Genomic DNA, 26440 nt, shown 5'->3' with positions numbered 1-26440 from the left:
TTCTCCGTTCCACCGTCATTCCGGGGCGATGCGAAGCATCGAACCCGGAATCTCGAGATTCCGGGTTCGCCTCTTTGAGGCGCCCCGGAATGACGGAAGGCCTAGTTATTGGAGAATTCGCCGCCCCGTCAGTGGCGCGGGGACAGACCCGCGATGACGAAATCGATCATCTGGTCGATGGTCGGGCCCGGCTTGGTGGCGCACTGGGCGATCATCTGGGGGTGGAAGAAGCGCATCATCGCGGTGCAGGCGCAGAGCGAGGCCAGCTGCAGGTCCGGCGCCTCGAATTCGCCGGAAGCAACGCCCTGCGCGATCATCTGGCCCATGAAACCGGCAATGCATTCCATATGGGCGACACAGACGTCCCAGTCCTCCTGCATCGCGATCTCGACCATCTCGTGCAGCTTGTTGTCGCCGACATAGCGCTCGGTGTTCATGCGATGGATGGTGGTGAGCAGCTCGCGGAAGCGCTCGAGCACCGGACCGGGCTTGGCCACGATCCGCTGCGCTTCGACCTCCACCTCGCCCATCAAGCCCCGCGCCACCGCCTGGTGGATCGCCTTCTTCGATTCGAAGAAGCGATACACGTTGGCGGGGCTCATCCTGAGCTCCTTGGCGATGTCGCCGACCGTGGTCTTCTGGTAGCCGATCTGGCGGAACAGCCGCTCGGCCACCTCGAGGATGCGATCCCGGGTGTCGACTTCGATATGTTCCGAAACAAGGGCCATCGGTCAGGACTCGTTGGTCAGTAGTCTTCTCATTTATTCAGCCGCCTCAGCAAGCGGAATTGCGTGCTGGTCATCGCTCCCATGCTGCGGCGCGGCAGGCTGCTCGGGCGAACCGGCCTCGTCCAGGCTCTTCCTGAACCACAGGGCGTAGAGGCCCGGCAGGTACAGCAGGGTCAGGAAGGTCGCGACGAACAGGCCTCCCATGATCGTGATCGCCATCGGGCCCCAGAAGGCCGAGCGCGACAGCGGGATCATGGCGAGGATGGCGGCCAGCGCCGTCAGCACCACCGGACGGGCGCGACGGACGGTCGCCTCCACGATCGCCTCGCGGCGGGTCAGGCCATGCGAGACGTCGGTCTCGATCTGGTCGACCAGGATGACGGTGTTGCGCATGATCATGCCGGCGAGCGCGATCAGGCCGAGCAGCGCCACGAAGCCGAACGGGGCGTTGGCGACGTTGAGGCCGAAGGAGGCGCCGACGATGCCGAGCGGCGCGGTCAGGAACACCAGGGTCAGGCGCGAGAAGCTCTGCAGCTGGATCATCAGCAGCGTCAGCATCACCATGACCATCACCGGGAAGAGGATGAAGATCGAGGCATTGCCCTTGGCGGATTCCTCGAACGCGCCGCCCGCTTCGATGCGGTAGGCCGGCTCGAGGTGATCCTTGATCGCCTTCAGCTTCGGCGTGATCTGGTTGGTGATGTCGGGCGCCTGCACGCCGTCGACGACGTCGGAGCGCACGGTAATCGCCATATCGCGGTTACGCCGCCACATGATCGGCTCCTCATGGGAATATTCGATCTTGGCGATCTGCTGCAGCGGCACGGCGACGCCGTTGCGCGAGGTGATGGTGAGATCGCCGACGCCGCCGAGGTCGAGACGCTCGGACGGAATCGCACGGGCGACCACGCCGACCTTCTCGATGCCGTCACGCACCGTCGTGACCTGCGAGCCGGAGATCAGCATCGCGAGCGCCTGCGAGACGTCCTGCGGGGTCAGGCCCATGGCACGGGCACGATCCTGGTCGACGACCAGCTTCAGGTAGGGCGACTGCTCGTTCCAGTCGAGCTGGACGTCCTTGACGCTCTTGTTCTGGCGCATGACGTCGCGGACCTGGTAGGCGATCTCGCGCACCTTGTTGGCGTCGGGGCCGATCACGCGGAACTGGACGGGGAAGCCGACCGGCGGACCGAAATTGAAGCGGTCGACGCGGACGCGCGCCTCGGACAGGAAGCCATCGCCGGCCGCGCCCTCGATCTTGGCCTTGATACGCTCGCGCGCCTCGACGCCCTTGGCGACGATGACGATCTCGGCAAAGGCCTCGTTGGGGAGCTGCGGGTTGAGGCCGAGCCAGAAGCGCGGCGAGCCCTGGCCGACATAGGACGTATAGGTCTCGATGTCCTTGTCATCCTTGAGCAGCGTCTCGGCCTTCTTCACGGCCTTCTCGGTGACGTTGAAGGCCGTGCCCTCAGGCAGTCGCAGCTGCAGGAACAACTCGGGCCGCTCCGACAGCGGGAAGAACTGCTGCTGGACATGGCCGAAGCCGACGATCGAGGCGATGAAGATGCCGACGGTCGCGACCACAACGGTGATGCGGTGGTTGACGCACCATTGCACGATGGCGCGCAGGCCCCGGTACATGCGGGTCTCGTAGACCGCGTGCGGATCGTGGTTGTGGTGCGCCTTCATCTCCGGCAGCAGCTTGACGCCGATATAGGGCGTGAAGATCACCGCCACGAACCAGGACGCGACCAGCGCGATCGCCACGATCCAGAAGATGCTGCCGGCATATTCGCCGACCGCCGAATTGGCAAAGCCGATGGGGAGGAAGCCAGCGGCCGTGACCAGCGTTCCCGTGAGCATCGGAAACGCGGTCGATTCCCAGGCAAAGGACGCCGCACGCATGCGGTCCCAACCCTGCTCCATCTTCACCACCATCATCTCGACCGCGATGATGGCGTCGTCGACGAGCAGGCCTAGCGCGATGATCAGCGCGCCGAGCGTGATGCGGTGCAGGTCGAGCGACATCGTGTTCATGACGATGAAGACGATGCCGAGCACCAGCGGCACCGACAGCGCGACCACGATGCCGGTGCGCCAGCCGAGTGCCAGGAACGAGACGAACAGCACGATGACGAGCGCTTCCATGAAGGAGTGCACGAACTCGCCGACGGCGTGCTCGACCACCTTGGGCTGGTCGGCGATCAGCTTGACGTCGATGCCCTGCGGCACGGCCTTCATGAACTCGGCCGTGGCCTTCTCGACCTCCTTGCCGAGCTCGAGGATGTTGGCGCCCTTGGCCGTGACGACACCGATGCCGATCGCGGCCTTGCCTTCCTGACGAACGACGAAGCTCGGCGGATCGACATAGCCATGGGTGACGGTGGCGATATCGCCCAGGCGGAACACGCGGCCGTTGCTCTCGACCGGCGTCTCGGCAACCGCCTTGGCGCCGTCGAGCGCGCCGGTGACGCGCAGCGGCACGCGCTGCGACGAGGTCTCGACCGTGCCGGCCGGCGTCACGTTGTTCTGCTTGGCGAGCGAGTCGAACAGCGCCTGCGGCGTGATGCCGAGCGTGGCGAGCTTGGCGTGGCTGAATTCGACGAAGATGCGCTCATCCTGGTTGCCGTAGACGTCGACCTTGGTGACGCCGGGCACCTTCAAGAGGCGCTGACGGAAACCTTCGGAGACCTTCTTGAGCTGGGCGTAATCGGCGCCGTCGCCGGTCATCATGTAGAGGATGGAATCGACGTCGGAGAACTCGTCGTTGACGACGGGTCCCAGGATGCCTGCGGGCAACTGGCCCTGCACGTCGGCCAGCTTCTTGCGCAGCAGGTAGAAGAGATACGGCACGTCCTTCGGCGGCGTGGAGTCGCGGAAGGTCACCTGCAGCGCGGTGAAGGCAGGCTTGGAATAGGTCTGCACCTTCTCGAAATAGGGCAGCTCCTGGATCTTCTTCTCGATGGGGTCTGCGACCTGGGTCTGCATCTCCTGCGCGGTCGCGCCGGGCCAGATCACGGAGACGTTGACCACCTTCACCGTGAAGAACGGATCCTCCGCGCGGCCGAGCTTCTCATAGGAGAAGAAGCCGGCGACGCCGAGGATGATCATCAGGAAGAGCACCAGCGTCGGATGGCTGACGGCCCAGGCCGAAAGGTTGAAGCGCTTCATCGCACTCTCCGAAAGATGATCCAGTTGCAAAAAACCACAGCCGCTCTGTTCAAACCGTCGTCGGGAGGCAGCGAAGCAATCCAGGGGGCTGGGCAGGTTCTGGATCGCTTCGCCGCTTCAGCCTTTGCTTAGGGACAAAGGCCGAAACTCACCTCACACGACGGAAACGCTTAGAAAGAAAGGGACGAGACGATCCGGACCTTCTGGCTCGGATCGAGCTTCTGCACGCCGAGGGCCACGATCTTGGCGCCCTCTTCCACACCGCTGGTGATGACGACGTCGTTGCTCTCGTAGGACTTCACCACGACAGGCTTCAACGTGACCGCGCCATTGTCGTCGACGACGTAGAAGGACGGCTTGCCGCCCTCGTTGAACAGCGCCGACAACGGCAGCCGCGCAACGCGCTCGGTGGCGGCATCCGACAGCGTCAGCGTCGCGGTCATGCCGAGCGCGACCTTGTCGTCGGCCTCGGGTAGCGAGAACTTCGCGAGATAGGTGCGCGTGGCGGGATCCGCCGCCGGCGCGATCTCGCGCAGCTTCGCCGCGTACTTCTTGTCCGGCTCGGACCAAAGAGTGACGCTGGCGACGCCCGACTTGGCGCGTCCAACCAGCGTCTCAGGGATCGCGACGACCGCTTCCTTTTCGGCAAAGCGGGCGACACGGATCGAGGCCTGGCCCGCGGCGACCACCTGGCCGGGCTCGATCAGCGTTGCGGTGACGACGCCACGGGCGTCGGCGTTGAGCGTCGCGTAGGAAAGGGAATTCTTGGTCAGCTCGACCGAGCGGACGGCGCGATCGAGACGCGCACGCGCCTCATCGGCGGAGGCCCGGCTCGAATCCAGCTGCGCATCAGTGGTCCAGCCCTTGGCCTTCAGGTCCTTGGCGCGCTGCTCGGCGGCGGCGGCCTGGGCCAGTACACCGGTCGCCGCCGTCTGCTCGGCGACGGCCTGCTCGGCCTGCAGCTTCAGATCGATCTCATCGAGGGTGGCGAGCGGCTGGCCGATCTCGACGGTCTGGCCGACTTCCACCAAGCGCTTGGCAACCTTGCCGGCCACGCGGAAACCGAGATCACTCTCGATCCGGGGCCTGACGGTACCAACGAAGCTGCGCTCCGGCGTCTCGGCATCATAATGGGCAGCGGCGACCAGGACCGGCCGCGGCGGCTCGGCCTTTTCGGCAACGGTGTCATTGCACCCGGCGAGCGTGGCGGCCATCAGGGCCAGCGACACACCCGCCAAGAGCCTGGAATAGCTCGACAAAACTGACTGGACGAACATCGAAGGACACTCCTGCCGCTGCAATGAGAGGAATGTCGACTAATCACTGATGAAAGTCAATAATCGTCAGTCATCAGGAAAGCGTGATCGTTAAGGGGTGGTAAGGATTGGGCGGACGCAGTTAGGGAAGTGTGATCGTAGGGTCAGCAGAAGCCCGGTAGCCCGGATGGAGCGCAGCGCAATCCGGGGTCTTCGGACCACCGCAGGCGCCGGTCCCGGATTACGCTGCGCTCCATCCGGGCTACGCTGTGGCGATGGCGGCTCTACCGCTTCTGCTCGACAAACTCGTGCTTGGTCTCGTGACCGCCGACGAAGACCAGAATGCCGGAGAGCAGCGGCAGCACGGCGAGCACCAGCAGGCCGTTCGAGGTCTGCCCGGTGGCTTCCTTGACCCAGCCGATCAGATACGGACCGCCGAAGCCGGCGAGGTTGCCGATCGAGTTGATCAGCGCGATCGCGCCCGCGGCCGCGGTGCCCGAGAGCCAGGCGGTCGGCAGCGTCCAGAACACGCCGAAGACGCAGAACACGCCGATCGCGGCGAAGGTCAGCGTCACCATCGTGATGGTGGGATCGGTAATGTAGCTGGAGACGGCAAGCGCGACGGCGATCAGGATCATCGGCGCGCCGACATGGAACACGCGTTCGCGCGTCGCATCCGAATGCCGCGCCCACAGGATCATGGCGATGGTGCCGAACAGATAGGGGATCGCGGTGACGAAGCCGGTCTGGGCATTGGTGAGACCGAACGCCTTGACGATCTGCGGCAGCCAGAACTGCATGCCGTAGAGCGCGCCGACGAAGCCGAAATAGATCAGGCTGAGCGCGATCACCTTCGGCGAGGACAGGGCTTCGCCGAGCGACAGATGCTTCACTGCCTGCTTGGCCGCGACTTCCGAATCGAGCTTGCCCTTGAGCCAGGCCTTCTGCTCGGCCGAGAGCCAGTCCGCCTTCTCCGGCTTGTCGGTGAGGTAGAACCAGGTGACGATGCCGAGCAGCACCGAGGGGATGCCCTCGATGATGAACAGCCACTGCCAGCCCTTCAGGCCCATGACGCCGTCGAGCCCGAGCAGCAGGCCCGAGATCGGCGCGCCGATCACGGTCGAGACCGGCACGGCGATGGCGAAGGCGGCGAGGAAGCGGGCGCGATATTCGGCCGGGTACCAATAGGTCAGATAAAGGATGATGCCGGGGAAGAAGCCGGCTTCGGCAACGCCGAGCAGGAAGCGCAGGACGTAGAAGCTGGTGACGCCGCTCACCGTCGCCATCAGCGCCGAGATGATGCCCCAGGTCACCATGATGCGGGCGATCCAGCGGCTGGCGCCGAACTTTTCCAGCGCCAGATTGCTCGGCACCTCGAAGATGAAATAGCCGATGAAGAAGATGCCGGCGCCCCAGGAGAAGATCAGCGGCGTGAACTTCAGCTCGGCGTTCATGGTCAGCGCGGCGAAGCCGAGATTGACGCGGTCGAGATAGGAGAAGAAGTAGGCCAGCACCAGGAACGGGATCAGGCGCCAGGAGATGGCGCGGATCGTCGAGGTCTCGACTTCGCTCTTGGCTGTGCCGGTGGAACCGGCATAGGTCGTGGTCTGGCTCATGGCTTCCCCCGGGGTTGTTGCTTTTATGGGCTGGGAAGCGGTTTTCAGCATCGTGGGCAAAGAGTCAATGGAAGCCATGCATGGAGCGCAGCCGATCAACACCATAGCGCTGCGACGGAGCATGCTGACCCGCACCGTCCTCGCGCTCGTCGTGATCGTCTCCGGACTGTCCTTGCGCTGGTACGGCTTTCCGCTCGGCCTTCCTGCCTTCATCGTGAAGTATGGCGGCTCGCTGTTGTGGGCGACCATGGTGGTCCTGCTGGTCGGGGCGCTGGCGCCACGGCTGTCGCGGACGCAGATCGCGGCAATCGCGGCAGCAATTGCCATCGTGGTCGAGTTCTCGCGGCTGGTGCACACCCCGTGGCTCGATGCGTTCCGGCTCACCACGGCCGGCGCGTTGCTGTTAGGCCGAATCTTTTCGCTGTGGAATTTGGTCGCCTATCTCATCGGTATCGTGGCCGGCGTCTGGCTCGACGGCCGTGTCGCCAGCGTCGGCCAAGACCGCATCCTTCCCCGACGTGGCAAGCTCAATTCGCAAGAGGCCGGCTCGACCCGCGAATGATCAGCTGCGTAGGCACGGTGAGACCACGGCCGCGCTCGATCTCGTCGCCGCGCATCCGCTCCAGCAGCATGGTCGCGGCGTGGCGGCCCATGGCCGCAAGATCCCACTCGATCGCCGTGATAGGCGGCGTGTGCAATTCGGCCAGGTCGGAATCGCTGCCAGCCACCACCGAAATCCCGTCACCGACGGCAATGCTCATCGTCCGCAGGGCTCTCAGGCAGCCGCCGAGCATATCCATCGCCGCGACGAAGAGCGCCGTCGGGGGATTCGCGAGACTCATGAGCGACGCCGTCGCCCGATAGGCGTCTTCGCTCGAGAGCACATTATCGCGCAACAGTTTCGGATCCGGCGCGATCCCCGTAGCCGAATACGCCTCGCGAAATCCGTCGAGGCGGCTTCGCGACGGGAAGGCCTTGGTGTCGCCGACAAGCATGGCGATCCGCCGGTGCCCAAAGCCAATCAGATGGTTCGTCGCAAGGCGCGCCCCCTCGCGATGATCGGCCATGACGCGATCGAGCGACGCGATGCTGTCCCGGTCGATGAGCAGGACCGGCATCGGCGCCTCCGACAGCGCTTCGCGCACGTCCCGGTGCCGCTCGTCGCTCAGCGTCATCATCACGCCATCCACCCGGCGCCTGCGAAAGGCGCCCAGCAAGTCGATCTCGACGTCGGGGCGGTTGGTCGTGCTTGCCAGAAGCAAAGTGTATCCAGCCTCACGCAGGACCACCTCGGCCTCCTTGATGAACAACGCGAAGCGCGGGATGTCGAAATCGCGAATCGCACAGGCCACGAGGCGCGAGCGTCCCGCGCGCATGCTCTGCGCCGTGACATCGACCTCGTAGCCGAGATCAGCCATGGCCCTTTCGACACGCTCGCGCAGCGCTGGGGTCACCGTGGGATGACCATTGAGCACGCGGGATACCGTGCCGACCGCGACGCCGGCCTCACGGGCGACGTCCTTGACCTTTACAGTCTGCGATCGGAGCGGCTGTGACGACATGCCTGCTTTATGAACCGGTTCATCACATCGAGCAAGCTTTTGCGATTACACGAACCTCAAAACTAGGCGCGATCGTAACAAGTGGTCTTCCACGACGAAACTATTTATGAACCGGTTCATTGACTCCAGCGCCGGACTCGGCACAATGGCGGCAGCGGTGAGAGCCGCACGAGGAGACCTCATCCTCTCGATCGGACGCATCCGGAGAAGAGCCATGCCGCAGCCAAAGGTCGCCTTTGTTGGATTTGGCGAGGCAGCGCAATGCTTTGCAAAGCATCTCACGGCGCAGACTGGTGCACCGATGGTCGCGTTCTGTCAGGGCAAGACGAATGCACCGCCCTACTCGCAGGCCTTTCACGCGATGGCCGCCGGTTGTGGCGTCACGCTGGTCGAGCGGCTTGACGATCTGTCGGACGCGGACGTGATCTTTTCTGCGGTCGTCGTTGCGGTCGCAGCCGAGACCGGCGAAGCGATATCCACGATCGTACGTCCCGGCTGCCTCGTGGTGGACATCAACGCCGCGAGCCCGCGAACCAAAAGGCGTGTCGCCGAAGCCATCGAGGCGCGCGGCGGCGTGTTCGCGGACACGAATCTGATGGGTTCGGTCGACCTCTATGGCGCCGCGGTCCCGCTCTATACGTCCGGCAGCGGCGCCGAGCGCTTCGCAGACATCTTCAGGCCACTCGGTTTTCATGTCGAGGTGGCGGGTCCCGAAGCTGGAACGGCAGCGGCCGTGAAGATGCTGCGGAGCGTGGTGACGAAAGGCATGGAAGCGCTGTTGGTCGAGGCACTGACCGCCGCAACGCTCGCCGGCGTGCGCGACGAGACCATGCGCGGGCTTTGCGCATCGATGGATGCCACCACGTTCAGCAAGTTCCTGGACATGTGCGTCCGCTCCGACGTGCTGCATGCCGAGCGTCGCGCCGTGGAAATGCAAGGCGTGGCGGAGGGCCTGCGGGAATTGGGCTTCGATCCCCTGATGACGACCGCCACGACGGAGCGATTGAGAGTCTCCGCGCAACTGGGGTTACGGGAAGAGTTTGCGCAACGCTCTGGCTATTCGGCCGACGAGGTGCTGGACCGATATGCTCATGCGCTATCCGGTCCTTGAGGCGAGCCACGAGAATGAAGGCCGTAGAAAGGGCGGCGATGACGCTCAATCCGCCAACTGAAACCGCTCGAACCGATCGAGCTCGTCCTCGATCTTCCGCTTCAGTTCCTTGCGCCCCGCGGTCTTCTTTCCCTGCCCGACCCAGGTCCATTTCTGCATCAGGAGCTTCTTCGCCTGCCGGTCGGTCTTGAGGTCCAGCGCGGCGACGATCTCGTCGCCGACCAGCACCGGCAGCGCGAAATAGCCGAGCTTGCGCTTGGCCTTCGGCACGTAGGCTTCAAACAGATGGTTGTAGCCGAAGATGAGACTGGTGCGCTTGCGCTGGATGATCAGCGGATCGAACGGCGAGAGGATGTGGACGAGATCGGGCGACACCTCACCGTTCGCTTCGAGCGCCGCGGGGCTCGCCCAATGCTCCTGCTTGCCGGCGCCCTCGATCGCGACGGGCACGATCTCGCCGCGGCGGACGCGGGAGCCGATCAGGCTTGCCACCGCCTTCTTGCTGGGCGCATCGAGATGGCAGATCGAATCCAGGCTCACCACGCCTTGTGAGCGCAGCGCGCGGTCGAGCAGATAGGTCGTGATGTCTTTGGCCGAGGCCGGCTTCGGCAGCTTCTCCCAGCCGAAGTGCCGCGTCATCAGCTCATAGGTCTTGAGCATGCCCTGGCGCTCGCTGATGGTCGCAACGCCGGTGTAGAAGGCGAGCTGCAGTGCCCGCTTCGAGGGCTTGCGGCTCTGCCACAAATGCTCCTTCTCGGTGAGCACGTCGTCCTCGATGTCGCGGATCGTCAGCGGGCCGGAGCGCAAGAGCCGCATCACCTTGCGCGTGTCGGCCGGCTTCACCGAGGCGTACCATTTGTGGCCCTCACGCTTGTGCTCGCGCATCGCCGGCAGGAAGAAGCGGAAGTCGCCGGCCGGCACGTAAGAGAGCGCGTGGGTCCAGTATTCGAACACGCTCCTGTCGACGCTCTGGGCCTGGCGCAGATCGGCACGCCGATAAGAGGGGATGCGACTGAACAGGATGTGGTGGTGGCAGCGCTCGATCACGTTGATGGTGTCGATCTGCACATAGCCGAGATGGGAGACCGCGTCCGCCACCGCCTGCGCGCCCTCCCCGAAGGGCGCGCGGTCGTCCAGCCGCTGGGCATGCAGCCAGATCTGCCGGGCCTGTGTCGTCGTGAGGGGGAGCGGTTTGGGCGCGCGTGACATTGCAACACGCAATGTAGCGGGATTCGCGCCAAGAGAAAGAACGGGGCAAAACGGCGGTCAAAGAAAAAGCCGCGCTGCCAACTGCTGACAACACGGCTGAACGATCAACGCCCGTCCTTGGACCCCCTCGATCGGTCGCCGACGCTTCCCGTAGCAATATCCGGCTCGCATGAGGCCTTGCCGCGCCCCTCTGCCTGGCAGCGGTAGACGCTGCCGGTGAGGCGATCCACCAGCCACATGTTCTCGTCGTTCGGTCCGTCGAGGCCGACATAGCGGGAGGTCAGCCCCGTGATCAACGTCGACAGCAGGATCGCCACGGCGATCATGGCCGCCCCGATGTAGATGGGCATCGAGCTCAGGGACACAGTCCGATCCGGCGAGCCACTGCGATGAAACTGATAGTCACTCGGCCTTGGCACTGGGCGGAACTCGGCTCCCATTCATCAGACTGGCGAATGGTTTTTGCTAGGAGCGCATCTGGCCGATTTCTTGTTCGCAGGCAGGCCATGCCGCGACGGCTTTGCGACGTTCAGTGTGCACAGGCTTCCAAAGCAGAAGCGGCCCGGATCGGGCCGCTTCGTGCATCGTGGTTCCCAGGTCAGTGCCGGAACAGCCCGCCCATCATGTGGCCGAACAGACCGCCCGGCCCGCCCATGCCGCCGCCACCGCCTCCGCCGTGAGCGCGGCGAGCGCCGCCGGAGGAGCGGCGGCGCGCGGGTTCGTCCTCGGCCTCGTCGGAGGCAACGCGGCTGGAGACGATCTCGGACTGCATCGCCTTGTGCTGGAGCTTGTTGAGATAGCCGGTGGTGGGGTAGCCGCGCGCCGCCTGCCAGCGCCTGATCACCGACCGGGTTTCCTCGTCGAACTTGCCGGTCGCCTTGACGTCGAAGCCGAGCCCGGTGAGACGGCGCTGCACGTCGCGGCGCTGGTTCTTGTCGAGGCCAATCTGGTCCTCCGAGACCTGGTCGGCCGTATCCGTGAAGGTGGCGGGATCGACGCCGGCGGTGAGGTTGCGCGTCGTCGTCGACGGGCCGTCCTGGAGCGCGGCGATGCGGGCGAGCGCCAGCGGCCTGAAGGTGCCGTTCGGATAGTTGGTGAGGTAGGCATTGAGCTCCTCGACCTTGTTGGTGTCCTTGATCGAACGCCAGAACTCGAGCTCGACTTCGCCGGCCTGGGCGACGCTCGCGGGCGCCGCAGCATCCTTCGCAGGCCCGACGGCCGGATTGAGATAGACTGTGCCGGTAAGATTGGTGTGGCCCCAAGGCAGCTGCGCCTTGTTGGTCTCGTCATTGACCTGGGCACGCACCTTGGTCATCGCCTGCTGGATCTCGAGGCCGGGAGCCACGATGTTGGCGAGAAGCGCGCGGGTAAAGGGGCTGTTGGTGCCGGCTTCGCCGTCGAGCGCGGTCTGGCCGGGCCCGGTGGCGAACGCGATCAGCGTGCCCTCGCCCGATTTCATCTCGGCAAGACCGTTTGCGACGTTGACGGACCGCGTCGCTTTGGCCGAGCGGATTTTTGCGGCGAAGGGATTGTCGCGGCAGGCATCGAGGAACACGAGCTTCACCTTGGCATCCGCCATGGTCTGCTCCAACGTCAGATCGACATTGATCGCCGCGCCGAGCTTGACGTCCATCTCGGATTTGAGGTCGGCATCGACCGGCAGCAGATAGTTGGTGCCGTTCACCGCGATGCCGTGGCCGGCATAGAAGAACAGCGCCACATCGGCGCCTTCGCTCTTCTTGCCGAACTCGAGCAGCTTCGCCGTCATGGCGTCGCGGGTGAGATTGGCTCCCTCGACCACGTCGAAGCCGACATTGCGCAGCACCCGCGCCATCGACTTCGCGTCGATTGCGGGATTCGGGAGCTGCGGTACGTTCTTGTAGGCGGCGTTGCCGACCACGAACGCGACGCGCTTGTCGGCGAGCGCCGCGCTGCTGCTGAAGACGAAGGCTGCGAGAGACATTGCCGCGAGCAGAGAACGCATGGTCTTTCTCCCCGAGATCAAGAACCACCGATACGTCCAGTGTGATCTTCGCCACGACCGCCGAATGTGATCTAGATCACGTTTTGGGCGCCAGAGATCGAACCGGCCATAAAAAGGACGCGACGATACCTGTTCGCCCGCCCGGGATACCTCCGCGGCAGAAGGCAACCGCCCGCTGGCGCGACCAAAATGCGGCGAAATCCGCTGGATTGGGCCCGGACGCACCCCGGCCAGCGTGACCAGGATCACATCAGGTGCCTTTGAACCTGCCCTATGCTCGCAGCATCAAATCGCCATCAGGCGTAACAGCGAGGATACGATAATGACCCGTTTTGATAAGTTCTTTGCACTGAAGGCGATCACCCTCACGGCCGCCCTGTCGATGACGGCAGGCCTGGCGCTCGCCGGCGACAACAATGTCTCGTCCGACAAGATTCTGGATGCGCTGAAGCCGAAGCCGGCGACCCGCGGCCTGTCCGTCGGTCCGCAGGCCGATCCGACCGCGCAGGCCAAGGAAGCGACTTTCCTGAACACCGTACGCAACCGCTCGACCCGGTCGCTCTCGACCGGCGAGCGCGAGCAGATCGCCGAGCTCGCCGCGACCAAGCCGAAGATCGATCTGGAGATCCAGTTCGACTACAACTCGGCCGACATCGCCAAGACCTCGGTGCCGTCGGTGCAGGCGCTCGGCAAGGCGCTGTCCGATCCCGCGCTCAAGGGCTCGACCTTCGTGGTCGCCGGCCACACCGATGCGGTCGGCGGCGAAGAGTACAATCAGGGCCTCTCCGAACGGCGTGCCGATACCATCAAGAAGTACCTGGTGCAGAACTACGGCCTCAACGGCACCGATCTGGTCACCGTCGGCTACGGCAAGACCAAGCTGAAGGACACCGCCAACGGCGCCGACCCGGTCAACCGCCGCGTCCAGGTCGTGAACATGGAAGCCAAGACGACGGCGTCGAAGTAATTCTCGAGCCATCGCGAGACGAAACACGCCGCCTGCCGCTCCCCGGCAGGCGGCGATGTCATATCCAGCTCTGGAACAGCATCAGCCGGTTGAAATTCTGCATCGACGTGCCGATGAAGGCCGCCGAGATCGGTAGCATCGCCGCAAAGCCGATTGCGGAGAGGCCGACATAGGCCCACAGCAGCCAGCGCGGCAGCCCCTCCCGTCGCAGCACATAGACCAGCGCAAGCGACGCGATCGTTGCGGCCGGAAGATAATAGTAGATGAAGCCGAGCGTGCGCGGCAGCAGCGCCCAGGCGAGCCAGCAGCCGAAATAGAACGCCGCGATCAGGAACGCATCCCAGCGGCGCACGACGATGACATCGCGCAGCACGACGATCAGCGCGAGCAGTGCGGGCCACGCTACCAGCGGATTTCCGAGGAAGACGATCGCCGAGATCCTGTCCTCCGCAATCTTGTCGAACAGGAACCACACCGGGCGCGCCAGCAGCGGCCAGGATGGCCACGAGCTCATATAGGTATGACCGGCGATCGCTGTCGTGGTGTTGTCGGCAAAGATGCGGCGCTGCGCCTCGATGAGATCGGCCGGCGACACTCCGTAGAGTGGAACAAACGCAGCGAGATATGTCAGCGCCGGCAGCACGGCAAAGCACAGCGCGACATGCACCGCCCTGAAGTCGGGCCAGAGATCGGGCCGATACCAGTCATCCGGCCTCGCGTCAGCGAACAACGCGCGCCAGCCCCGCATCAGGCGGACCAATGCGAGGATGGCGACGCAGGCACCGAGCGGAAACAGGCCGCTCCATTTGCAGGCCGCCGCAAGACCGAACAGGCTGCCCGCGAGCGCGAACAGCGCATGCGGCCGCTCGCGTCGAAAACCATGCATGTAGGCGGCAATCGCGAGCAGACCGAAGCCGAGCGCGAAGATGTCGAGCATCGCGATGCGCGCCTGCACGTAGAGCATCTGGTTGAAGCCGGCGATCAGTGCGGCCGCAATCGCGGGCCCTTGCGCAGCGAACAGCGCGAGGCCGCACAGATAGATCGCGACGATCGCGAGCGCACCGAACAACGTCCCCGGATAGCGCCAGCCGAGCGCATTGTCGCCGAACGCCGCGATCGATGTCGCGATCAGCTCCTTGGCCAGCGGCGGATGCATCGGATTGAGCATCGGTTGCGACATCACGGGCGCCAGCATCTGCCGTGCCGCCGGCACGTAATGCACCTCGTCGAAGACGAACTTCTCCGGCGTGGTGAGTCCGATCAGCAGTGCCAGATGCGCGGCTAGGAAGATCGCGACAGCAATCACTGCACTCTGCGACACCTTCGGAACCGCAGGCAAACTGATCGGCACTTCTGGGGAGATTTTGCGTGGCAAATTTGCGTCACCGCGGACAAAAACGAAAATCACTCTTCTCATTGAACGCAATCCGCCGCAAGTGCCACTAAGCATAACGCACGTCCACGCCGCTTGTGATAATTTCGCTACATCAGAAGCGCGCGCGGTCCGGTACGATCAGGGACACATCGATCGGTTGCGAAATGAATTTGCGTTTCTGGCTTTTCCCCACACTGCTATCGGTCGCCTTCTGCGCTGCATCCGGCGCACAGGCGCAGACCCGCGTCGGCGAAGCCGTCGTGATTCAGAACGAGGTCGTGCGCGTCGCCGCGACCACGACGACGATCAGTGTCGGCGACAGCATGCTGCGCGACGAGACCGTGCGCACCGGCGCCGACAGCGCAGCGCGCTTCGTCATGGCCGACAGCACCAACCTCTCGCTCGGGCCGAGCGCGACGCTCAAGCTCGACCGCACCGTCTTCAACGACGAGCACAGCTATCGCGACGTCGCGATCCGCATGACCACCGGCGCGTTCCGTTTCGTCACCGGACATTCGGAGAAGACCGCCTACAAGATCACGACGCCGCTGGCGACCATCGGCGTGCGCGGCACCACGCTCGACATCCTGTCCCAGCGCGGCCGCTCCGTCGTCGTGCTGCAGCATGGCGCTGCCAGCGTCTGCACGACGAATCTCCAATGCGTGCAGCTCACCCAGCCCGGCGACACCGCGATCATCATATCCAGCGGCGGCAAGATCTCGATCAGCAAGACCAACACGCCACCCTGGACCTTCGCCGCCAACTGCGCCGCAAGTGCCGGGCTGTGCGCGGTCAACCAATATGCCGACGCCTCGCCGACCATCACGCCCGCCGTCCATGACGACGGCATGCTGTGCGGGCGGTGACGATGTTGAAGTTCGACGTCAGGCGCCTCATCGTCGCCGCTGCACTGACCGCTACGGCTGCGTTTTCGCTTGTCGCGTTCAATGCGCGGCCGGCGGCGGCAGCCCGAGTGACTGAGTGCGAGTCCGAGTGCGGCGAGCCGAACCCATACCCGTCGCCGACCTACTCGCCGTCCCCGACGCCTACGCCCACACCCACACCTACGTCGACGCCCACACCGATACCCTCGCCCACGCCGACACCTACCCCCTCGCCGTCACCGAACCCCTATCCGTCGCCCGCGCCGAGCCCGTCTCCACCGCAGGGGCCGACCGGTGCGGATTCCAGCGGCAATTCGATCGGCGGCCTCGCCAACCAGCGCTTCAACCAGATGATCACCAACCGGGTGCTCGGCACGGTACTGCTCGGCGTCAACGAGCAGGTCAATTGCAGCGACTGCATCAGCGCGTTCGGCTCGGCCGGCTCGTTCTCGGCCGGCATCCACGGCCGCAAGGAGCTCACCAGCAATCTGTCGCTGCTCGCCGGCATCGCCTACACGCAATACAACGAGGGCGGCTACCACATCACCAGCGCGCCGATCGGCGCCTTCGCGCTGCGCTACGACTTCACCGACTGGGGCTCGTCGCGCCCATTCTTCGATATCGGCACGATCCTGACGCCGTGGGAGAAGGCGCGCTACACGCGCAGCTACAATACCAGCCTCGGCCCGGTCACCGTCACGGGCTCGACCAACGCCTCGAACTACGCGGTCTATGGGCGTGCCGGCTGGATGAGCCGCGTCTCGCCGCGCGACGAGGTCGCAGCGTCCATCGAGGTCTGGCAGCTCTGGCAGCGCGTCTCCGGCTATTCGGACAGCGCGGTCGCGTTCAATCCATTCGACGCCACGATTGCGACCGGCACCGACCGCACCAGCCTCGTCAAGATCGGCGGCCAGTGGACGCATCTGTTCGGCAGCAACATCGAGACCAACATCAATGGCGGCTGGGTGCAGTCGTTCGCCAGCCACAGCGGCATCGTCGCCACCGTCACCGGTGACGGCACGGTGGTGCCGACCATGGGCAACCAGGGCTGGTTCGAATATGGCGGCCGCCTCGGCTTCCGCGTGCAGAAGGGCTGGATCGTGGACCTGTTCGCCAATGGCACGCTCGGCCCGCAGCCGGTCGGGAACACGATTCACGGCGGCGTGGGGCTGAGGATCAATTATTAGCGCGAGGTTCGCGCGTAGCCGTAAATTCCGCCGTCATGCCCCGGCTTGACCGGGGCATCCAGTACGCCGCGGCGGCTGTTGTGAGAGCGAGCTCTTCGACGAAGGCCTCTGGAATACTGGATCGCCCGCCTTCGCGGGCGATGACACCTGTCGTGTAGCGACCGTACTACCCGTTACGCCGCCGACCTGCCCTCGAACGCGCGCCGCAAGACCTCCACATCCAACTTCACCATCTTCATCATGGCCTGCATCGCGCGCGCGGCCGCGGCCTTGTCGGGGCTGGTGAGGAACTCGAACATCACCTTCGGCACGACCTGCCAGGCGACGCCCCAGCGATCCCTGAGCCAGCCACACTGCTCTGCCTTGCCGCCATGGGCGAGGAATGCATTCCAGACGCTGTCGACCTGGGCTTGATCGTCGCAATGGATCATCAGCGAGATCGCGTGGGTGTATTCCATCGTCATGCCGCCGTTGAGCGCGACCAGGGGCTGCCCGGCCACCGTGAACTCGACGACGAGCACCGAGCCGGTCTTGCTGGAGGGGCCGTCCGAAACGTTCTGCTGGACATGCGTGATCTCCGAATTCGGCACCAGCGAGGTGTAGAATTTCGCGGCTTCCTCGGCATCGCCGTTGAACCACATGCAGGGCACCAGCTTGGACATGGAGAGCGCTCCTCTTCAGGTTTTCAATGCGCACGGATCTGATCAGGCATGCGCCTTTTCGGACTGCGCGGCGAAGGCCGCGAGATCCATCCAGTTGATGCCCCACATATGACCATCCGGATCCTCGAAGCTGCGGCCATACATGAAGCTATACTCATCCTTCGGACCGGGATCGGCCACACCGCCCGCGGCCTCGGCTCTGCCGACGATGTCGTCGACCTCGTTGCGGCTGTCCGCGGACAGGCAGAACAGCACCTGGTTCGAGGCCCTCGCATCCGAAATCGGCTTCGGCGTGAACTGGCGGAATTTGTCGTGGGTCAGGAGCATAGCGAAGATGGTCTCGGAGAAGACCATGCAGCTCGCGGTCTCGTCGGAAAATTGCGGGTTCCTGACCGCACCGACCGCCTCGTAAAAGGCGGTGGCGCGCTTGAGGTCGGTCACCGGCAAATTGACGAAAATCATCCTGGGCATCGGAAGCTCCTTGGGCGGGGTTTGCCCAAGGACGGACGGCCCGACGGCCATCCGACATCGCTTCCGGATATTTTTAGGGTCTCATTTTCAGAGCCTGGCCTGCGTGGTTCTGTCGCACGGACGCCCGCAGGCTTGGCCTTACTTCTTCTCGCCGGATTCGCGATGGATCGGGTCGACCCACAACACGGTCTCGGGCTTCTCGACCGGCTCGATGTCGAGATTGATCGCGACCGCCTCGCCGTCGCTGCGCACCAGCACGCATTCCAGCACCTCGTCCGGGCTGGCGTTGATCTCCTGATGCGGCACGTAGGGCGGCACGAAAATGAAATCGCCGGGGCCGGCTTCCGCGGTGAATTGCAGGCTCTCGCCCCAACGCATCCGCGCCTTGCCCTTCACCACATAGATGACGCTTTCGAGATGGCCGTGGTGATGCGCGCCGGTCTTGGCGTCGGGCTTGATGCTGACCGTTCCCGCCCACAATTTCTGCGCGCCGACACGGGCGAAATTGATCGCGGCCGCGCGGTCCATGCCCGCCGTCGACGGTACGTTGGTATCGAGCTGGTTGCCGGGAATGACGCGCACGCCGTCATGTTTCCAGCGATCATCATGATGATGATCGTGGTCATGGTGGGAATGCGAATGGTCATGGCCGGTCATGGGTCTTGCTTTCTGTTGGTTCCGTGCGCGCGAAACTAACCAAAGCCGGCCTATCAAGCCATACCAAAATCGGAACTCTCATAGCCGCCAGACGTTGTCTTCGCGAGCAATCTGGAAGGAGAGTTTCATGGGTAGCACGAGCGACAAGATCAAGGGCACCGCCAACGAGGCGATCGGCAAGGCCAAGCAGGGCATCGGTGAAGCGACCGGTTCCGAACGTCTGCAGGGCGAAGGCGCGATCCAGGAAGTGAAGGGCAAGGGCCAGAAGGCCATGGGCGATGCCAAGGACGCCGCGAAGGAAGCGATCGATCGCGCCGCGGCGGCCGCACGCCGCGCGGCCGAGTAACGCGCCTCGATCCGAAAGTGAAAAGACCGGCCGCGAGGCCGGTCTTTTTGTTGGGGCGGCTATTTCACCGCGAGCAATTCCACATCGAACATCAGCGTCGCATTCGGCGGGATCACGCCGCCGGCGCCGCGGGCGCCGTAGCCGAGCTGCGGCGGGATGATCAGCGTGCGCTTGCCGCCGACCTTCATGGTGGCAACGCCCTCGTCCCAGCCGGCGATGACGCGGCCCTTGCCGATCGGGAATTCGAACGGCTCGTTGCGATCGACCGACGAGTCGAATTTCTTGCCCTTTTGGCCGTTCTCGTAGAGCCAGCCGGTGTAGTGCATCACGCAGATCTGGCCGGGCTTGGGCGAAGCGCCGGTGCCGACAACACTGTCGATAGTCTGCAAGCCTGAAGCTGTGGTCATGGGTTTTCCTGCGGTCTGGGCCGAGGCCGTGGTGGAGATGAAGCCGGACACGCCGCTGATCAACGTGATCGCAAGTGCCGACATGATGGCGAGGAGTGCGCGCTGAAAACGCAGCATTAAGACACCTTCCGTTTGAGGCGGAAGGTGTCTAGCGCAATGCGTTGGTCGTTTCCAGTCCTGCTATTTCCGGCCTTGGGAGCTCTCGATCAATAGCCGAGTGCGCAGCCGTCCTTGCGCGGATCGGAACCGCCGGTGAGCGTGCCCTTGTCCCAGTCGACCCAGATCGCCTGGGCGCCGCCGAGCGGGCCGACCACGCTGGTGGTCTTGTGGCCGAGCTTCTTGAGGCCTTCGACAACGTCCGCAGGCACGCTGTCCTCGAGCTGGTACTGGCCCTCATAGTGCAGGCCGCGCGGCATATCGATGGCTTCCTGCACGTCGCAGCCATAATCGAGCATGTTGGTCAGCAGATGGGTCTGGCCGGTCGGCTGGTACTGGCCGCCCATCACCGCGAACGACATCGTGGAACGGCCGCCCTTGGTGAGCAGTCCCGGCATGATCGTGTGCAGCGGACGCTTGCCGCCTTCGATGCAGTTGGGATGGCCCGGCTGGATACGGAAGCCGCCGGCGCGATTCTGGAACAGCACGCCGGTCTTGTCGGAGACGATGGCCGAGCCGAAGGAATGCGCGACCGAGTTGATGAACGAGCAGACGTTGCGATCCTTGTCCACCACGGTGATGTAGATGGTCGAGGGATTCATCGGCGGCGCGACGTTCGGCAGGTCGAGCATGCCGTCCAGGCGGATCTTGCTGATGTACTCGTCGGCAAAACCCTTCTCGAGCATCTCGGCGACGTTGATCTTCATGTGCTCGGGAGAGGCGACGTGCATCTCGCGGTTCATGTAGGCGATGCGCGCGGCTTCCGCCTCGAGATGGAAGCGCTCGACGCTGACGGGCGCGTACTTGGTCAGGTCGAAACGCGACAGGATGTTGAGCATCAGGAGCGCGGTGACGCCCGGGCCGTTCGGCGGGCACTGCCAGACGTCGTAGCCCTTGTACCCGGTGCCGATCGGCGTCGTCGTCTCGGTGGTGTGCGCGGCGAAATCGTCGAGCGTGTGGAGGCCGCCGATCGAACGCAGGGTCTCGACCATGTCTTCGGCGATCGGGCCCTTGTAGAAGGCGTCGCGGCCGTCCTTGGCGATCGCACGCAGCGTCTTGCCGAGCTCGGCCTGGCGGATCACGTCACCGGCGACCGGCGGCTTGCCGCCCGGCAGCAGGTAACGCACGGTGTTGGTGCCGTTCTTCAGCTTCTCGAACTGGTTCTTCCAGTCGAAGGCGATGCGGGGCGCAACAACGTAGCCCTCTTCCGCCGCCTTGATCGCGGGCTGGAGCAGGCGGTCGAAGCCGAACTTGCCATGGTCGCGCAGCACGGTCGCGAACGCGTCGATCACGCCGGGGATCGAGACCGCATGGGCCGAGGTCAGCGGCACGGAATTGATCTTGCGCTCGAGATACCAGTCGGCATTGGCCGCCTTCGGGGCGCGGCCGGAGCCGTTATAGGCGATGATCTTGCCCTCGCCGCGCGGCTGGATCAGCGCGAAGCAGTCGCCGCCGATGCCGGTCGATTGCGGCTCGATCACGCCGAGCACGGCCGAGCCCGCCACGGCCGCGTCCACCGCCGTGCCGCCCTCGCGCAGCACCTCGATCGCGGCGAGCGATGCCTGCGGATGCGAGGTCGCCACCATCGCGTTGGTGGCGTGGACGGTGGACCTGCCGGGGAAGTGGAAGTTTCTCATCGAATTCTTGCTCTCGTTAGGCCGCTCGGGCCGCTGGCGCGGGGCGCGCGCCGTCTCGGAAAAACCGGGCCTACATGACACATTCCGGCCGGTCCGGGCAATGCTGGCATACCAGGGAAATGGCTGCCATCCGCTGGGCGTATAGACCTTTTGCCGTCCGGGGCCATGCGGGTTTTCTGGGCGGCGGCCGCCTGCTAAACGAGCCGCCAGGATTCAAGAGAACATGATCTTCAAGGTCGCCGCCTTTTACCAATTCGCCGCCCTGCCCGATTACCGCGAGCTGCGCGAGCCGCTGCGCGCGTTCTGCGCTGACCTTTCGTTGAAGGGCAGCGTGCTGCTGGCCCAGGAGGGCATCAACGGCACGATCGCGGGTGCGCCCGAGGCGATCGACGCCTTCGCCCATGAGCTTGCCCACGGCGCCCTGTTCGGCGGCCGGCTGGACAATCTCGAGTTGAAGTTCTCGAGCGCCGATGCCATGCCGTTCGGCCGGCTCAAGGTGCGGCTGAAGAAGGAGATCGTCACGCTCGGCGATGCGGCCGCCGATCCGACCCGTCAGGTCGGCACCTATGTCGATGCGAGCGAGTGGAACGCGCTGATCGCGGCGCCCGACACGCTGGTGCTCGACACCCGCAACGCCTTCGAGGTGGCCATGGGGACGTTCGAGGGCGCGGTCGACCCTGACATCAAGAGCTTTGGCCAGTTCAAGGATTTTGCCGCAGCACAGCTCGATCCGGCAAAGCACCGGCGTATCGCGATGTTCTGCACCGGCGGCATCCGCTGCGAGAAGGCGAGCGCGCATCTGCTCGCGCGCGGCTTTGCCGAGGTCTATCACCTCAAGGGCGGCATCTTGAAATATCTGGAAGAGGTGCCGGAGGCGCAGAGCCGCTGGCGCGGCGAGTGTTTCGTGTTCGACGAACGCGTCGCGCTCGGCCATGGTCTGCAAGAAGTTGGCTTGCGCGAACGGGGGCACGATCGTGACGAACGAGATCAAGAGCCTGGGTGAGCGCGTCGACGCGCTGGAGATGCGCATCGCCTATCAGGACGACGCCATCGAGACCCTGAACCAGACCATCACCGCGCAGTGGAAGCAGATCGATGTGCTGACGCGGAAGATCGCAGAGCTCGGCGAGCGGCTCCAGGAAGCCGAGGCGAATGCGCCCGGCCCCGCCAACGAGCCCCCGCCGCATTACTGAACTCTCGTGCCCCGGGCGCAGCGCAGCGCCCTTCGCGGTGCGCTGCTGAACCGGGGCCCATCTTTGCGGCGAAGAGAGAACTGGGTCCCGGCTCAGCGCCGCATCGTTTCACGCTGCGTCGCGTCCGGGACACCGATGGCGCTTACGCCGGACGATATTACTCACCGGCCGCCCTGGGCAGCAGGTTCGCGACCTGGACCGACATCATCAGGCGGTCACGGCCGCCCTCCTTGGCCGCGTAGAGCGCCTGATCGGCGGCCTCGACCAGCGTGCCGACGCCGGCGGTGCGCTCCAGCGCCGGCCGGCAGGCCGCGCCACCAAGCGAAGCGGTGACACAGCCCGAGGCGCGATTGCTGCCGTGAACAAGGCCCGCCTCACGAATCGCCTTCCGGATCCGCTCGCCGATCCGCACGCAGCCGGCGGCATCGGTGTTCGGCAGCAGCATGGCGAATTCCTCGCCGCCGTAGCGCGCCGCGAGATCGCCGGCGCGCCTCATCTCGGCGGCGATGATTTGTGCCACCACGCGCAGGCATTCATCGCCCGCGGGATGGCCGTATTCGTCGTTGTAGGACTTGAAATGGTCGACGTCGATCATCAGCAAAGCGAGGCTCGATCGGTCGCGATAGGCCCGCGCCCATTCTTCCGCGAGCCGCTCGTCGAAGCGGCGGCGGTTGGCGAGCCCGGTGAGGCCGTCCTCGATGGCGAGCGTCTCCAACCGGGTCTCGAGCTGCTTCTGCGCGGTGATGTCGCGCGAAATCGCGACCACGCCGTCGACGCTGCCGCCGTCCTTGCGCGTCGCCCGCATGGTCGATTCGAGCCAGACCTCGCCGTTCTGGCGGTGCGTGTTGCGGTAGGTGACGCGCGCTTCTTCCTTCTCGCCGCGCTTCATGGCGTCGACGATGGCCTGGACCTGAGGCCGGTCTTCCTCATGAATGCCGGCGAGCGCGGGCGTTCCGATCAGCTGATTGGCGCGCCAGCCGACGACGCGGACCGACGACGGCGAGACATAGCGCAACCGCTCGTCGAGCCCGATCCGGGTCACCATGTCGCTGGAGCCTTCGGCGAGCAGGCGGAAATGCGCTTCCTTCTCGACCAGCGCGGCGGCCATGCGTTGCCCGCGCTGCAACTGCCGCACCAACACCGCGCCGATGATCGCGATCAGCAGCACGAGGGCGACCACGTAGAGCATGCGGGAGATCGCCGCGGCGCGCCAGGGCGCCAGCAGCTCGTCCTTGTCGACGGTGGCGAGCAGGACGAGCGGATAGCGGCCAGAGCGCTTGAAGAAGCTGACGCGTTCGGCGCCGTCGAGCGGCGACTTGAAATGATAGGCGCCGCTCGGCCGTTGCAGGCTGGCATCGCGGAACAACGCGGTGTCGGCGACGCTGCGGCCGACGAACTTGTCGTTGCTGGGATTGCGCGCGATGATCAGGCCGTCGCCATACATCAAGGCCACCGAGCTGTTGCGGCCGATCTCGAACTGCTCGTAGAAATGCGAAAGATATTTCGAGCTGATGGTCGCGAGCACCACGCCGCCAAAGCTGCCGTCCGGCTTGTTGAAGCGGCGGGACAGGGTGACGACCCATTCGCCGTCGAGCAGGCTCTTCACCGGACCGCCGGCATGGGCCTCGCGCTTCGGAGAGAGCTGGTGATGGCGGAAGAAGGCATCGTCGCTGAGCGTCGAGCCGATGGTGCCGGGCGCGGTCAGCCAATTGCCGCGGTCGTCGATGATGGCAAAGCTGTGCACGCGCTCCATCGCCTTCTTGCGCACCTCCATGAGGGTCGTGAGCTTGGCGATCGTGACGGGATCGGTGCCGTCCATCTCCAGCCGGCTGACGACGCCGACGACGCCGGTATCGAGCAGGTCGAGGCTGTCCTCGGCATGCTGGGTCAGCGAGCGCGCGACGTTGGCCATCTCGGTCTCGGCACCCTTGAGCACCGCATCGCGCGCCGCCCATTCACGCCAGCCGCTGACGCCGAGGATGGTCGCGCAGGTCAGCACGACGAACGCCGCCGCGCGCAGCGGCAGGCGGCTCCATCCGGCTCTCTGGGCAACGGCGTTCATACGGCAGGGTTCTCCCATCGTCGGGGAACCTCTGCCGCTTCTGTTAGTGAACTCTGAAATGATTGGCGGAATACGCCGCGATATCCCCCGTTTCCCGTAGTCGTACGGACGGCGGGATCAGCGCATCGCTAACAAGGGATTAGCGAACCTATCGGAATCTGGCGCCCCGTCCCGCTAGCTGAAGATCGCCTTAACCTTGTCCCAGAGCGAGGGGTTGTCGGCGTCCGCATCGGCCTTCGTCGGCGTCGGCTGCGCGGCGCTGACGGGATCGGAGGCCGGGAAGGTATCTTCCAACCCTGTATCGAGCTTGGCGTGACCATCGGCGGCGAGCGCTTCGCGTAAGTCGTCGGCGTGCTTGTCATGCGGCGCGGGATTGAATGTCTGAGCCATGGAATTCCTCCTCCATTGGCGGGTCAACGCGGCGCATTTGCGCTGGTTCCCCTGTTCCGATTCCGCCCCTGGCGGTGTATCAGGAACCTCACATCTGCATCAGGATCATTCGTGCCCCAGTCTGCGACAAAGCCCTTCATCGACGTGCTCTCCGGCCAGCGGCAAGCCGTCCCGCCCATGTGGATGATGCGGCAGGCCGGCCGTTATCTGCCCGAGTATCGCGAGGTGCGCGCCAAGGCCGGCGGCTTCCTCGATCTCTGCTTCAATCCGGAGCTCGCCGCCGAAGTCACGCTGCAGCCGATCCGCAGGTTCGGCTTCGATGCGGCGATCATCTTCTCCGACATCCTGGTGATCCCCTACGCGCTCGGCCGCTCGGTGCGCTTCGAGGTCGGCGAGGGTCCGCGGCTCGAGCCGCTGGATGATCCGGCCAAGGTCGGAACGCTCGCTGCGCATGCCGACTTCGGCAAGCTCCAGCCGGTGTTCGAGTCGCTCAGGATCGTGCGCGGCGCGCTTGATCCGAAAGTGGCGCTGATCGGCTTCTGCGGCGCACCGTGGACGGTTGCGACCTACATGGTCGCGGGCCATGGCACGCCCGACCAGGCGCCGGCGCGGATGATGGCCTACCGGCATCCGGAAGCGTTTTCGAAGATCATCGACGTGCTGGTCGAGAACTCGATCCAATACCTGCTGGCGCAGCTCGAGGCCGGCGCCAATGCGCTGCAGATCTTCGACACCTGGGCCGGCGTGCTGCCGCCCGTCGAGTTCGCACGCTGGTCGACCGAGCCGACGCGGCGCATCGTCGAGGGTGTGCGCGCCAAGGTGCCTGACGCGAAGATCATCGGCTTTCCGCGCGGCGCCGGCGCGCAATTGCCCGGATACGTCGAGGCGACCGGCGTGAACGCCGTCAGCATCGACTGGACCGCGGAGCCGGCCTTCATCCGCGAGCGCGTGCAGTCACGCGTCGCCGTGCAGGGCAATCTCGATCCGCTGGTGCTGATCACGGGTGGTGCTGCGCTCGACCGCGCCGTGGACAGTGTGCTGGCGAGTTTCGCGCAAGGGCGCTTCATCTTCAATCTCGGCCACGGCATTCAGCCGGAGACGCCGATCGCCCATGTCGAGCAGATGCTGAAGCGCGTGCGGGGCTGATTTTTTTCCGCGCCGGAGGGGGCGGAAACAAAAAACGCGAAAACAACCCCATGCACAGTACAAATCATTGAAGAATTTCGCGCGGCGTGCCGTCACGCCGTGCCGCAACGCGGTTTGACCCGTCGAGGCCGAGCAAGAACTCGGCATTTCGGGGAGTTGATGTACGATTCTGTTCATGACGAATCGCACATTCAAGTCCGGCGAGAGCCGAGAGCAACTCAGTCTGCTTCCAGCGCGGGTTGAGGACTATGTCGGGGCGGACA

At 64.8% G+C, this 26440-nt stretch carries 26 protein-coding genes; 9 read left to right on the top strand and 17 right to left on the bottom strand.

All coding sequences use genetic code 11. The features are described from left to right. Window positions 1-128: 128 nt before the first annotated feature. The 4 genes from VGR99_RS14820 to VGR99_RS14805 form a co-directional block, all read right to left on the bottom strand. The gene (locus tag VGR99_RS14820) at window positions 129-728 is read right to left on the bottom strand and encodes a TetR/AcrR family transcriptional regulator (RefSeq protein ID WP_326899205.1); all 600 of its coding nucleotides are present in this window, start codon (window positions 726-728) and stop codon (window positions 129-131) included. Window positions 729-761: 33 nt separating this feature from the next. Beyond that, window positions 762-3899, bottom strand: a complete 3138-nt coding sequence (locus VGR99_RS14815) for an efflux RND transporter permease subunit (RefSeq protein WP_326899204.1) — start codon at window positions 3897-3899, stop codon at window positions 762-764. A 170-nt stretch (window positions 3900-4069) separates the two neighbouring features. Next, window positions 4070-5176 (bottom strand): efflux RND transporter periplasmic adaptor subunit, encoded by a 1107-nt coding sequence (locus VGR99_RS14810; RefSeq protein WP_326899202.1) that lies wholly within the window; start codon window positions 5174-5176, stop codon window positions 4070-4072. Between the two features lie 263 nt (window positions 5177-5439). Next, window positions 5440-6771, bottom strand: coding sequence for an MFS transporter (locus VGR99_RS14805; protein WP_326899201.1), 1332 nt, complete (start codon window positions 6769-6771; stop codon window positions 5440-5442). A gap of 76 nt (window positions 6772-6847) precedes the next feature. Between VGR99_RS14805 and VGR99_RS14800 the strand changes: the two genes are divergently transcribed. Beyond that, window positions 6848-7333, top strand: a complete 486-nt coding sequence (locus VGR99_RS14800; RefSeq protein ID WP_326899200.1) for a DUF2809 domain-containing protein — start codon at window positions 6848-6850, stop codon at window positions 7331-7333. Here VGR99_RS14800 and VGR99_RS14795 read toward each other — a convergent pair. Further along, window positions 7299-8333: a LacI family DNA-binding transcriptional regulator gene (locus VGR99_RS14795; protein WP_326899199.1), complete on the bottom strand. Its 1035-nt coding sequence runs from the start codon at window positions 8331-8333 to the stop codon at window positions 7299-7301. The genes VGR99_RS14800 and VGR99_RS14795 overlap by 35 nt on opposite strands. A 214-nt stretch (window positions 8334-8547) precedes the next feature. Between VGR99_RS14795 and VGR99_RS14790 the strand changes: the two genes are divergently transcribed. Continuing rightward, a complete protein-coding gene (locus VGR99_RS14790; RefSeq protein WP_326899198.1) occupies window positions 8548-9444 on the top strand; it encodes an NAD(P)-dependent oxidoreductase in 897 nt (298 codons plus the stop codon). Between the two features lie 45 nt (window positions 9445-9489). Here the strand turns inward: VGR99_RS14790 and VGR99_RS14785 are convergent, their stop codons facing one another. The 3 genes from VGR99_RS14785 to VGR99_RS14775 form a co-directional block, all read right to left on the bottom strand. Continuing rightward, entirely contained in the window at window positions 9490-10653 is a 1164-nt protein-coding gene (locus VGR99_RS14785) for a winged helix-turn-helix domain-containing protein (protein ID WP_326899197.1), read from the bottom strand. Window positions 10654-10757: 104 nt separating this feature from the next. After that, the gene (locus tag VGR99_RS14780) at window positions 10758-11003 is read right to left on the bottom strand and encodes a hypothetical protein (RefSeq protein WP_326899196.1); all 246 of its coding nucleotides are present in this window, start codon (window positions 11001-11003) and stop codon (window positions 10758-10760) included. A 248-nt stretch (window positions 11004-11251) separates the two neighbouring features. After that, window positions 11252-12637 (bottom strand): caspase family protein, encoded by a 1386-nt coding sequence (locus VGR99_RS14775; protein WP_326899195.1) that lies wholly within the window; start codon window positions 12635-12637, stop codon window positions 11252-11254. A 322-nt stretch (window positions 12638-12959) separates the two neighbouring features. Here VGR99_RS14775 and VGR99_RS14770 point away from each other — a divergent pair, with 322 nt between their 5' ends. After that, entirely contained in the window at window positions 12960-13604 is a 645-nt protein-coding gene (locus VGR99_RS14770; protein WP_326899194.1) for an OmpA family protein, read from the top strand. Between the two features lie 58 nt (window positions 13605-13662). Here the strand turns inward: VGR99_RS14770 and VGR99_RS14765 are convergent, their stop codons facing one another. Further along, complete coding sequence (locus VGR99_RS14765; protein WP_326899193.1) at window positions 13663-14943, bottom strand: phospholipid carrier-dependent glycosyltransferase; 1281 nt, start codon at window positions 14941-14943, stop codon at window positions 13663-13665. Window positions 14944-15143: 200 nt separating this feature from the next. Here VGR99_RS14765 and VGR99_RS14760 point away from each other — a divergent pair, with 200 nt between their 5' ends. Beyond that, window positions 15144-15845 carry a FecR family protein gene (locus VGR99_RS14760; RefSeq protein WP_326899191.1) on the top strand — a complete coding sequence of 234 codons (702 nt, stop codon included), beginning with the start codon at window positions 15144-15146 and terminating at the stop codon, window positions 15843-15845. A gap of 2 nt (window positions 15846-15847) precedes the next feature. Beyond that, on the top strand, window positions 15848-17050 hold the full coding sequence (locus tag VGR99_RS14755; protein WP_326899190.1) for a hypothetical protein: 1203 nt from the start codon (window positions 15848-15850) through the stop codon (window positions 17048-17050). Between the two features lie 173 nt (window positions 17051-17223). Here VGR99_RS14755 and VGR99_RS14750 read toward each other — a convergent pair whose 3' ends face one another. The 3 genes from VGR99_RS14750 to VGR99_RS14740 all read right to left on the bottom strand — a co-directional run bounded on the left by VGR99_RS14750 (window position 17224) and on the right by VGR99_RS14740 (window position 18840). Continuing rightward, window positions 17224-17712, bottom strand: coding sequence for a VOC family protein (locus tag VGR99_RS14750; protein ID WP_326899189.1), 489 nt, complete (start codon window positions 17710-17712; stop codon window positions 17224-17226). 42 nt (window positions 17713-17754) lie between these two features. Beyond that, on the bottom strand, window positions 17755-18183 hold the full coding sequence (locus VGR99_RS14745; protein WP_326899188.1) for a VOC family protein: 429 nt from the start codon (window positions 18181-18183) through the stop codon (window positions 17755-17757). A gap of 138 nt (window positions 18184-18321) precedes the next feature. Further along, window positions 18322-18840, bottom strand: coding sequence for a cupin domain-containing protein (locus VGR99_RS14740; RefSeq protein ID WP_326899187.1), 519 nt, complete (start codon window positions 18838-18840; stop codon window positions 18322-18324). A gap of 127 nt (window positions 18841-18967) precedes the next feature. Between VGR99_RS14740 and VGR99_RS14735 the strand changes: the two genes are divergently transcribed. Beyond that, window positions 18968-19186 (top strand): CsbD family protein, encoded by a 219-nt coding sequence (locus VGR99_RS14735; protein WP_326899186.1) that lies wholly within the window; start codon window positions 18968-18970, stop codon window positions 19184-19186. Between the two features lie 59 nt (window positions 19187-19245). On the opposite strand, the gene VGR99_RS14730 is transcribed toward VGR99_RS14735, so the two are convergent. Beyond that, window positions 19246-19632, bottom strand: coding sequence for an FKBP-type peptidyl-prolyl cis-trans isomerase (locus VGR99_RS14730; RefSeq protein WP_326899305.1), 387 nt, complete (start codon window positions 19630-19632; stop codon window positions 19246-19248). Between the two features lie 167 nt (window positions 19633-19799). Next, on the bottom strand, window positions 19800-21386 hold the full coding sequence (ggt, locus tag VGR99_RS14725; RefSeq protein WP_326899184.1) for a gamma-glutamyltransferase: 1587 nt from the start codon (window positions 21384-21386) through the stop codon (window positions 19800-19802). Window positions 21387-21609: 223 nt separating this feature from the next. On the opposite strand from ggt, the gene VGR99_RS14720 reads away from it, so the two are divergent. After that, the gene (locus VGR99_RS14720; RefSeq protein WP_326899182.1) at window positions 21610-22389 is read left to right on the top strand and encodes a rhodanese-related sulfurtransferase; all 780 of its coding nucleotides are present in this window, start codon (window positions 21610-21612) and stop codon (window positions 22387-22389) included. Continuing rightward, complete coding sequence (locus VGR99_RS14715) at window positions 22361-22579, top strand: SlyX family protein (RefSeq protein ID WP_326899181.1); 219 nt, start codon at window positions 22361-22363, stop codon at window positions 22577-22579. Before VGR99_RS14720 ends, VGR99_RS14715 begins: the two co-directional genes overlap by 29 nt. A gap of 157 nt (window positions 22580-22736) precedes the next feature. Here VGR99_RS14715 and VGR99_RS14710 read toward each other — a convergent pair whose 3' ends face one another. Beyond that, complete coding sequence (locus tag VGR99_RS14710; RefSeq protein ID WP_326899179.1) at window positions 22737-24641, bottom strand: diguanylate cyclase; 1905 nt, start codon at window positions 24639-24641, stop codon at window positions 22737-22739. 174 nt (window positions 24642-24815) lie between these two features. Next, window positions 24816-25031, bottom strand: a complete 216-nt coding sequence (locus VGR99_RS14705; RefSeq protein WP_326899178.1) for a hypothetical protein — start codon at window positions 25029-25031, stop codon at window positions 24816-24818. A gap of 111 nt (window positions 25032-25142) precedes the next feature. Between VGR99_RS14705 and hemE the strand changes: the two genes are divergently transcribed. Next, on the top strand, window positions 25143-26177 hold the full coding sequence (gene hemE, locus VGR99_RS14700; protein WP_326899177.1) for a uroporphyrinogen decarboxylase: 1035 nt from the start codon (window positions 25143-25145) through the stop codon (window positions 26175-26177). A gap of 64 nt (window positions 26178-26241) precedes the next feature. On the opposite strand, the gene VGR99_RS14695 is transcribed toward hemE, so the two are convergent. Further along, window positions 26242-26440, bottom strand: a 199-nt coding sequence (locus VGR99_RS14695; RefSeq protein WP_326899176.1) for a hypothetical protein, incomplete at its 5' end; no start/stop codon positions are given.

It is taken from the genome of Bradyrhizobium sp. (assembly GCF_035935975.1).
Classification (GTDB): domain Bacteria; phylum Pseudomonadota; class Alphaproteobacteria; order Rhizobiales; family Xanthobacteraceae; genus Bradyrhizobium.
The sequence above is the reverse complement of the archived record's forward strand: the minus strand, read 5'-3'. Positions and strand labels throughout refer to the sequence as shown.

Bases quoted from the DNA above. Each gene is read 5' to 3' on its own strand.
- VGR99_RS14750 (WP_326899189.1), bottom strand. From the start codon at position 17,712: ATGTCCAAGCTGGTGCCCTGCATGTGGTTCAACGGCGATGCCGAGGAA.
- VGR99_RS14745 (WP_326899188.1), bottom strand. From the start codon at position 18,183: ATGCCCAGGATGATTTTCGTCAATTTGCCGGTGACCGACCTCAAGCGC.
- VGR99_RS14780 (WP_326899196.1), bottom strand. From the start codon at position 11,003: ATGCCCATCTACATCGGGGCGGCCATGATCGCCGTGGCGATCCTGCTG.
- VGR99_RS14775 (WP_326899195.1), bottom strand. From the start codon at position 12,637: ATGCGTTCTCTGCTCGCGGCAATGTCTCTCGCAGCCTTCGTCTTCAGC.
- VGR99_RS14795 (WP_326899199.1), bottom strand. From the start codon at position 8,333: ATGTCGTCACAGCCGCTCCGATCGCAGACTGTAAAGGTCAAGGACGTC.
- VGR99_RS14815 (WP_326899204.1), bottom strand. From the start codon at position 3,899: ATGAAGCGCTTCAACCTTTCGGCCTGGGCCGTCAGCCATCCGACGCTG.
- VGR99_RS14760 (WP_326899191.1), top strand. From the start codon at position 15,144: ATGAATTTGCGTTTCTGGCTTTTCCCCACACTGCTATCGGTCGCCTTC.
- ggt (WP_326899184.1), bottom strand. From the start codon at position 21,386: ATGAGAAACTTCCACTTCCCCGGCAGGTCCACCGTCCACGCCACCAAC.
- VGR99_RS14770 (WP_326899194.1), top strand. From the start codon at position 12,960: ATGACCCGTTTTGATAAGTTCTTTGCACTGAAGGCGATCACCCTCACG.
- VGR99_RS14740 (WP_326899187.1), bottom strand. From the start codon at position 18,840: ATGACCGGCCATGACCATTCGCATTCCCACCATGACCACGATCATCAT.
- VGR99_RS14790 (WP_326899198.1), top strand. From the start codon at position 8,548: ATGCCGCAGCCAAAGGTCGCCTTTGTTGGATTTGGCGAGGCAGCGCAA.
- VGR99_RS14820 (WP_326899205.1), bottom strand. From the start codon at position 728: ATGGCCCTTGTTTCGGAACATATCGAAGTCGACACCCGGGATCGCATC.
- VGR99_RS14805 (WP_326899201.1), bottom strand. From the start codon at position 6,771: ATGAGCCAGACCACGACCTATGCCGGTTCCACCGGCACAGCCAAGAGC.
- VGR99_RS14755 (WP_326899190.1), top strand. From the start codon at position 15,848: ATGTTGAAGTTCGACGTCAGGCGCCTCATCGTCGCCGCTGCACTGACC.
- VGR99_RS14800 (WP_326899200.1), top strand. From the start codon at position 6,848: ATGCATGGAGCGCAGCCGATCAACACCATAGCGCTGCGACGGAGCATG.
- VGR99_RS14810 (WP_326899202.1), bottom strand. From the start codon at position 5,176: ATGTTCGTCCAGTCAGTTTTGTCGAGCTATTCCAGGCTCTTGGCGGGT.
- VGR99_RS14705 (WP_326899178.1), bottom strand. From the start codon at position 25,031: ATGGCTCAGACATTCAATCCCGCGCCGCATGACAAGCACGCCGACGAC.
- VGR99_RS14710 (WP_326899179.1), bottom strand. From the start codon at position 24,641: ATGAACGCCGTTGCCCAGAGAGCCGGATGGAGCCGCCTGCCGCTGCGC.
- VGR99_RS14735 (WP_326899186.1), top strand. From the start codon at position 18,968: ATGGGTAGCACGAGCGACAAGATCAAGGGCACCGCCAACGAGGCGATC.
- VGR99_RS14720 (WP_326899182.1), top strand. From the start codon at position 21,610: ATGATCTTCAAGGTCGCCGCCTTTTACCAATTCGCCGCCCTGCCCGAT.
- VGR99_RS14785 (WP_326899197.1), bottom strand. From the start codon at position 10,653: ATGTCACGCGCGCCCAAACCGCTCCCCCTCACGACGACACAGGCCCGG.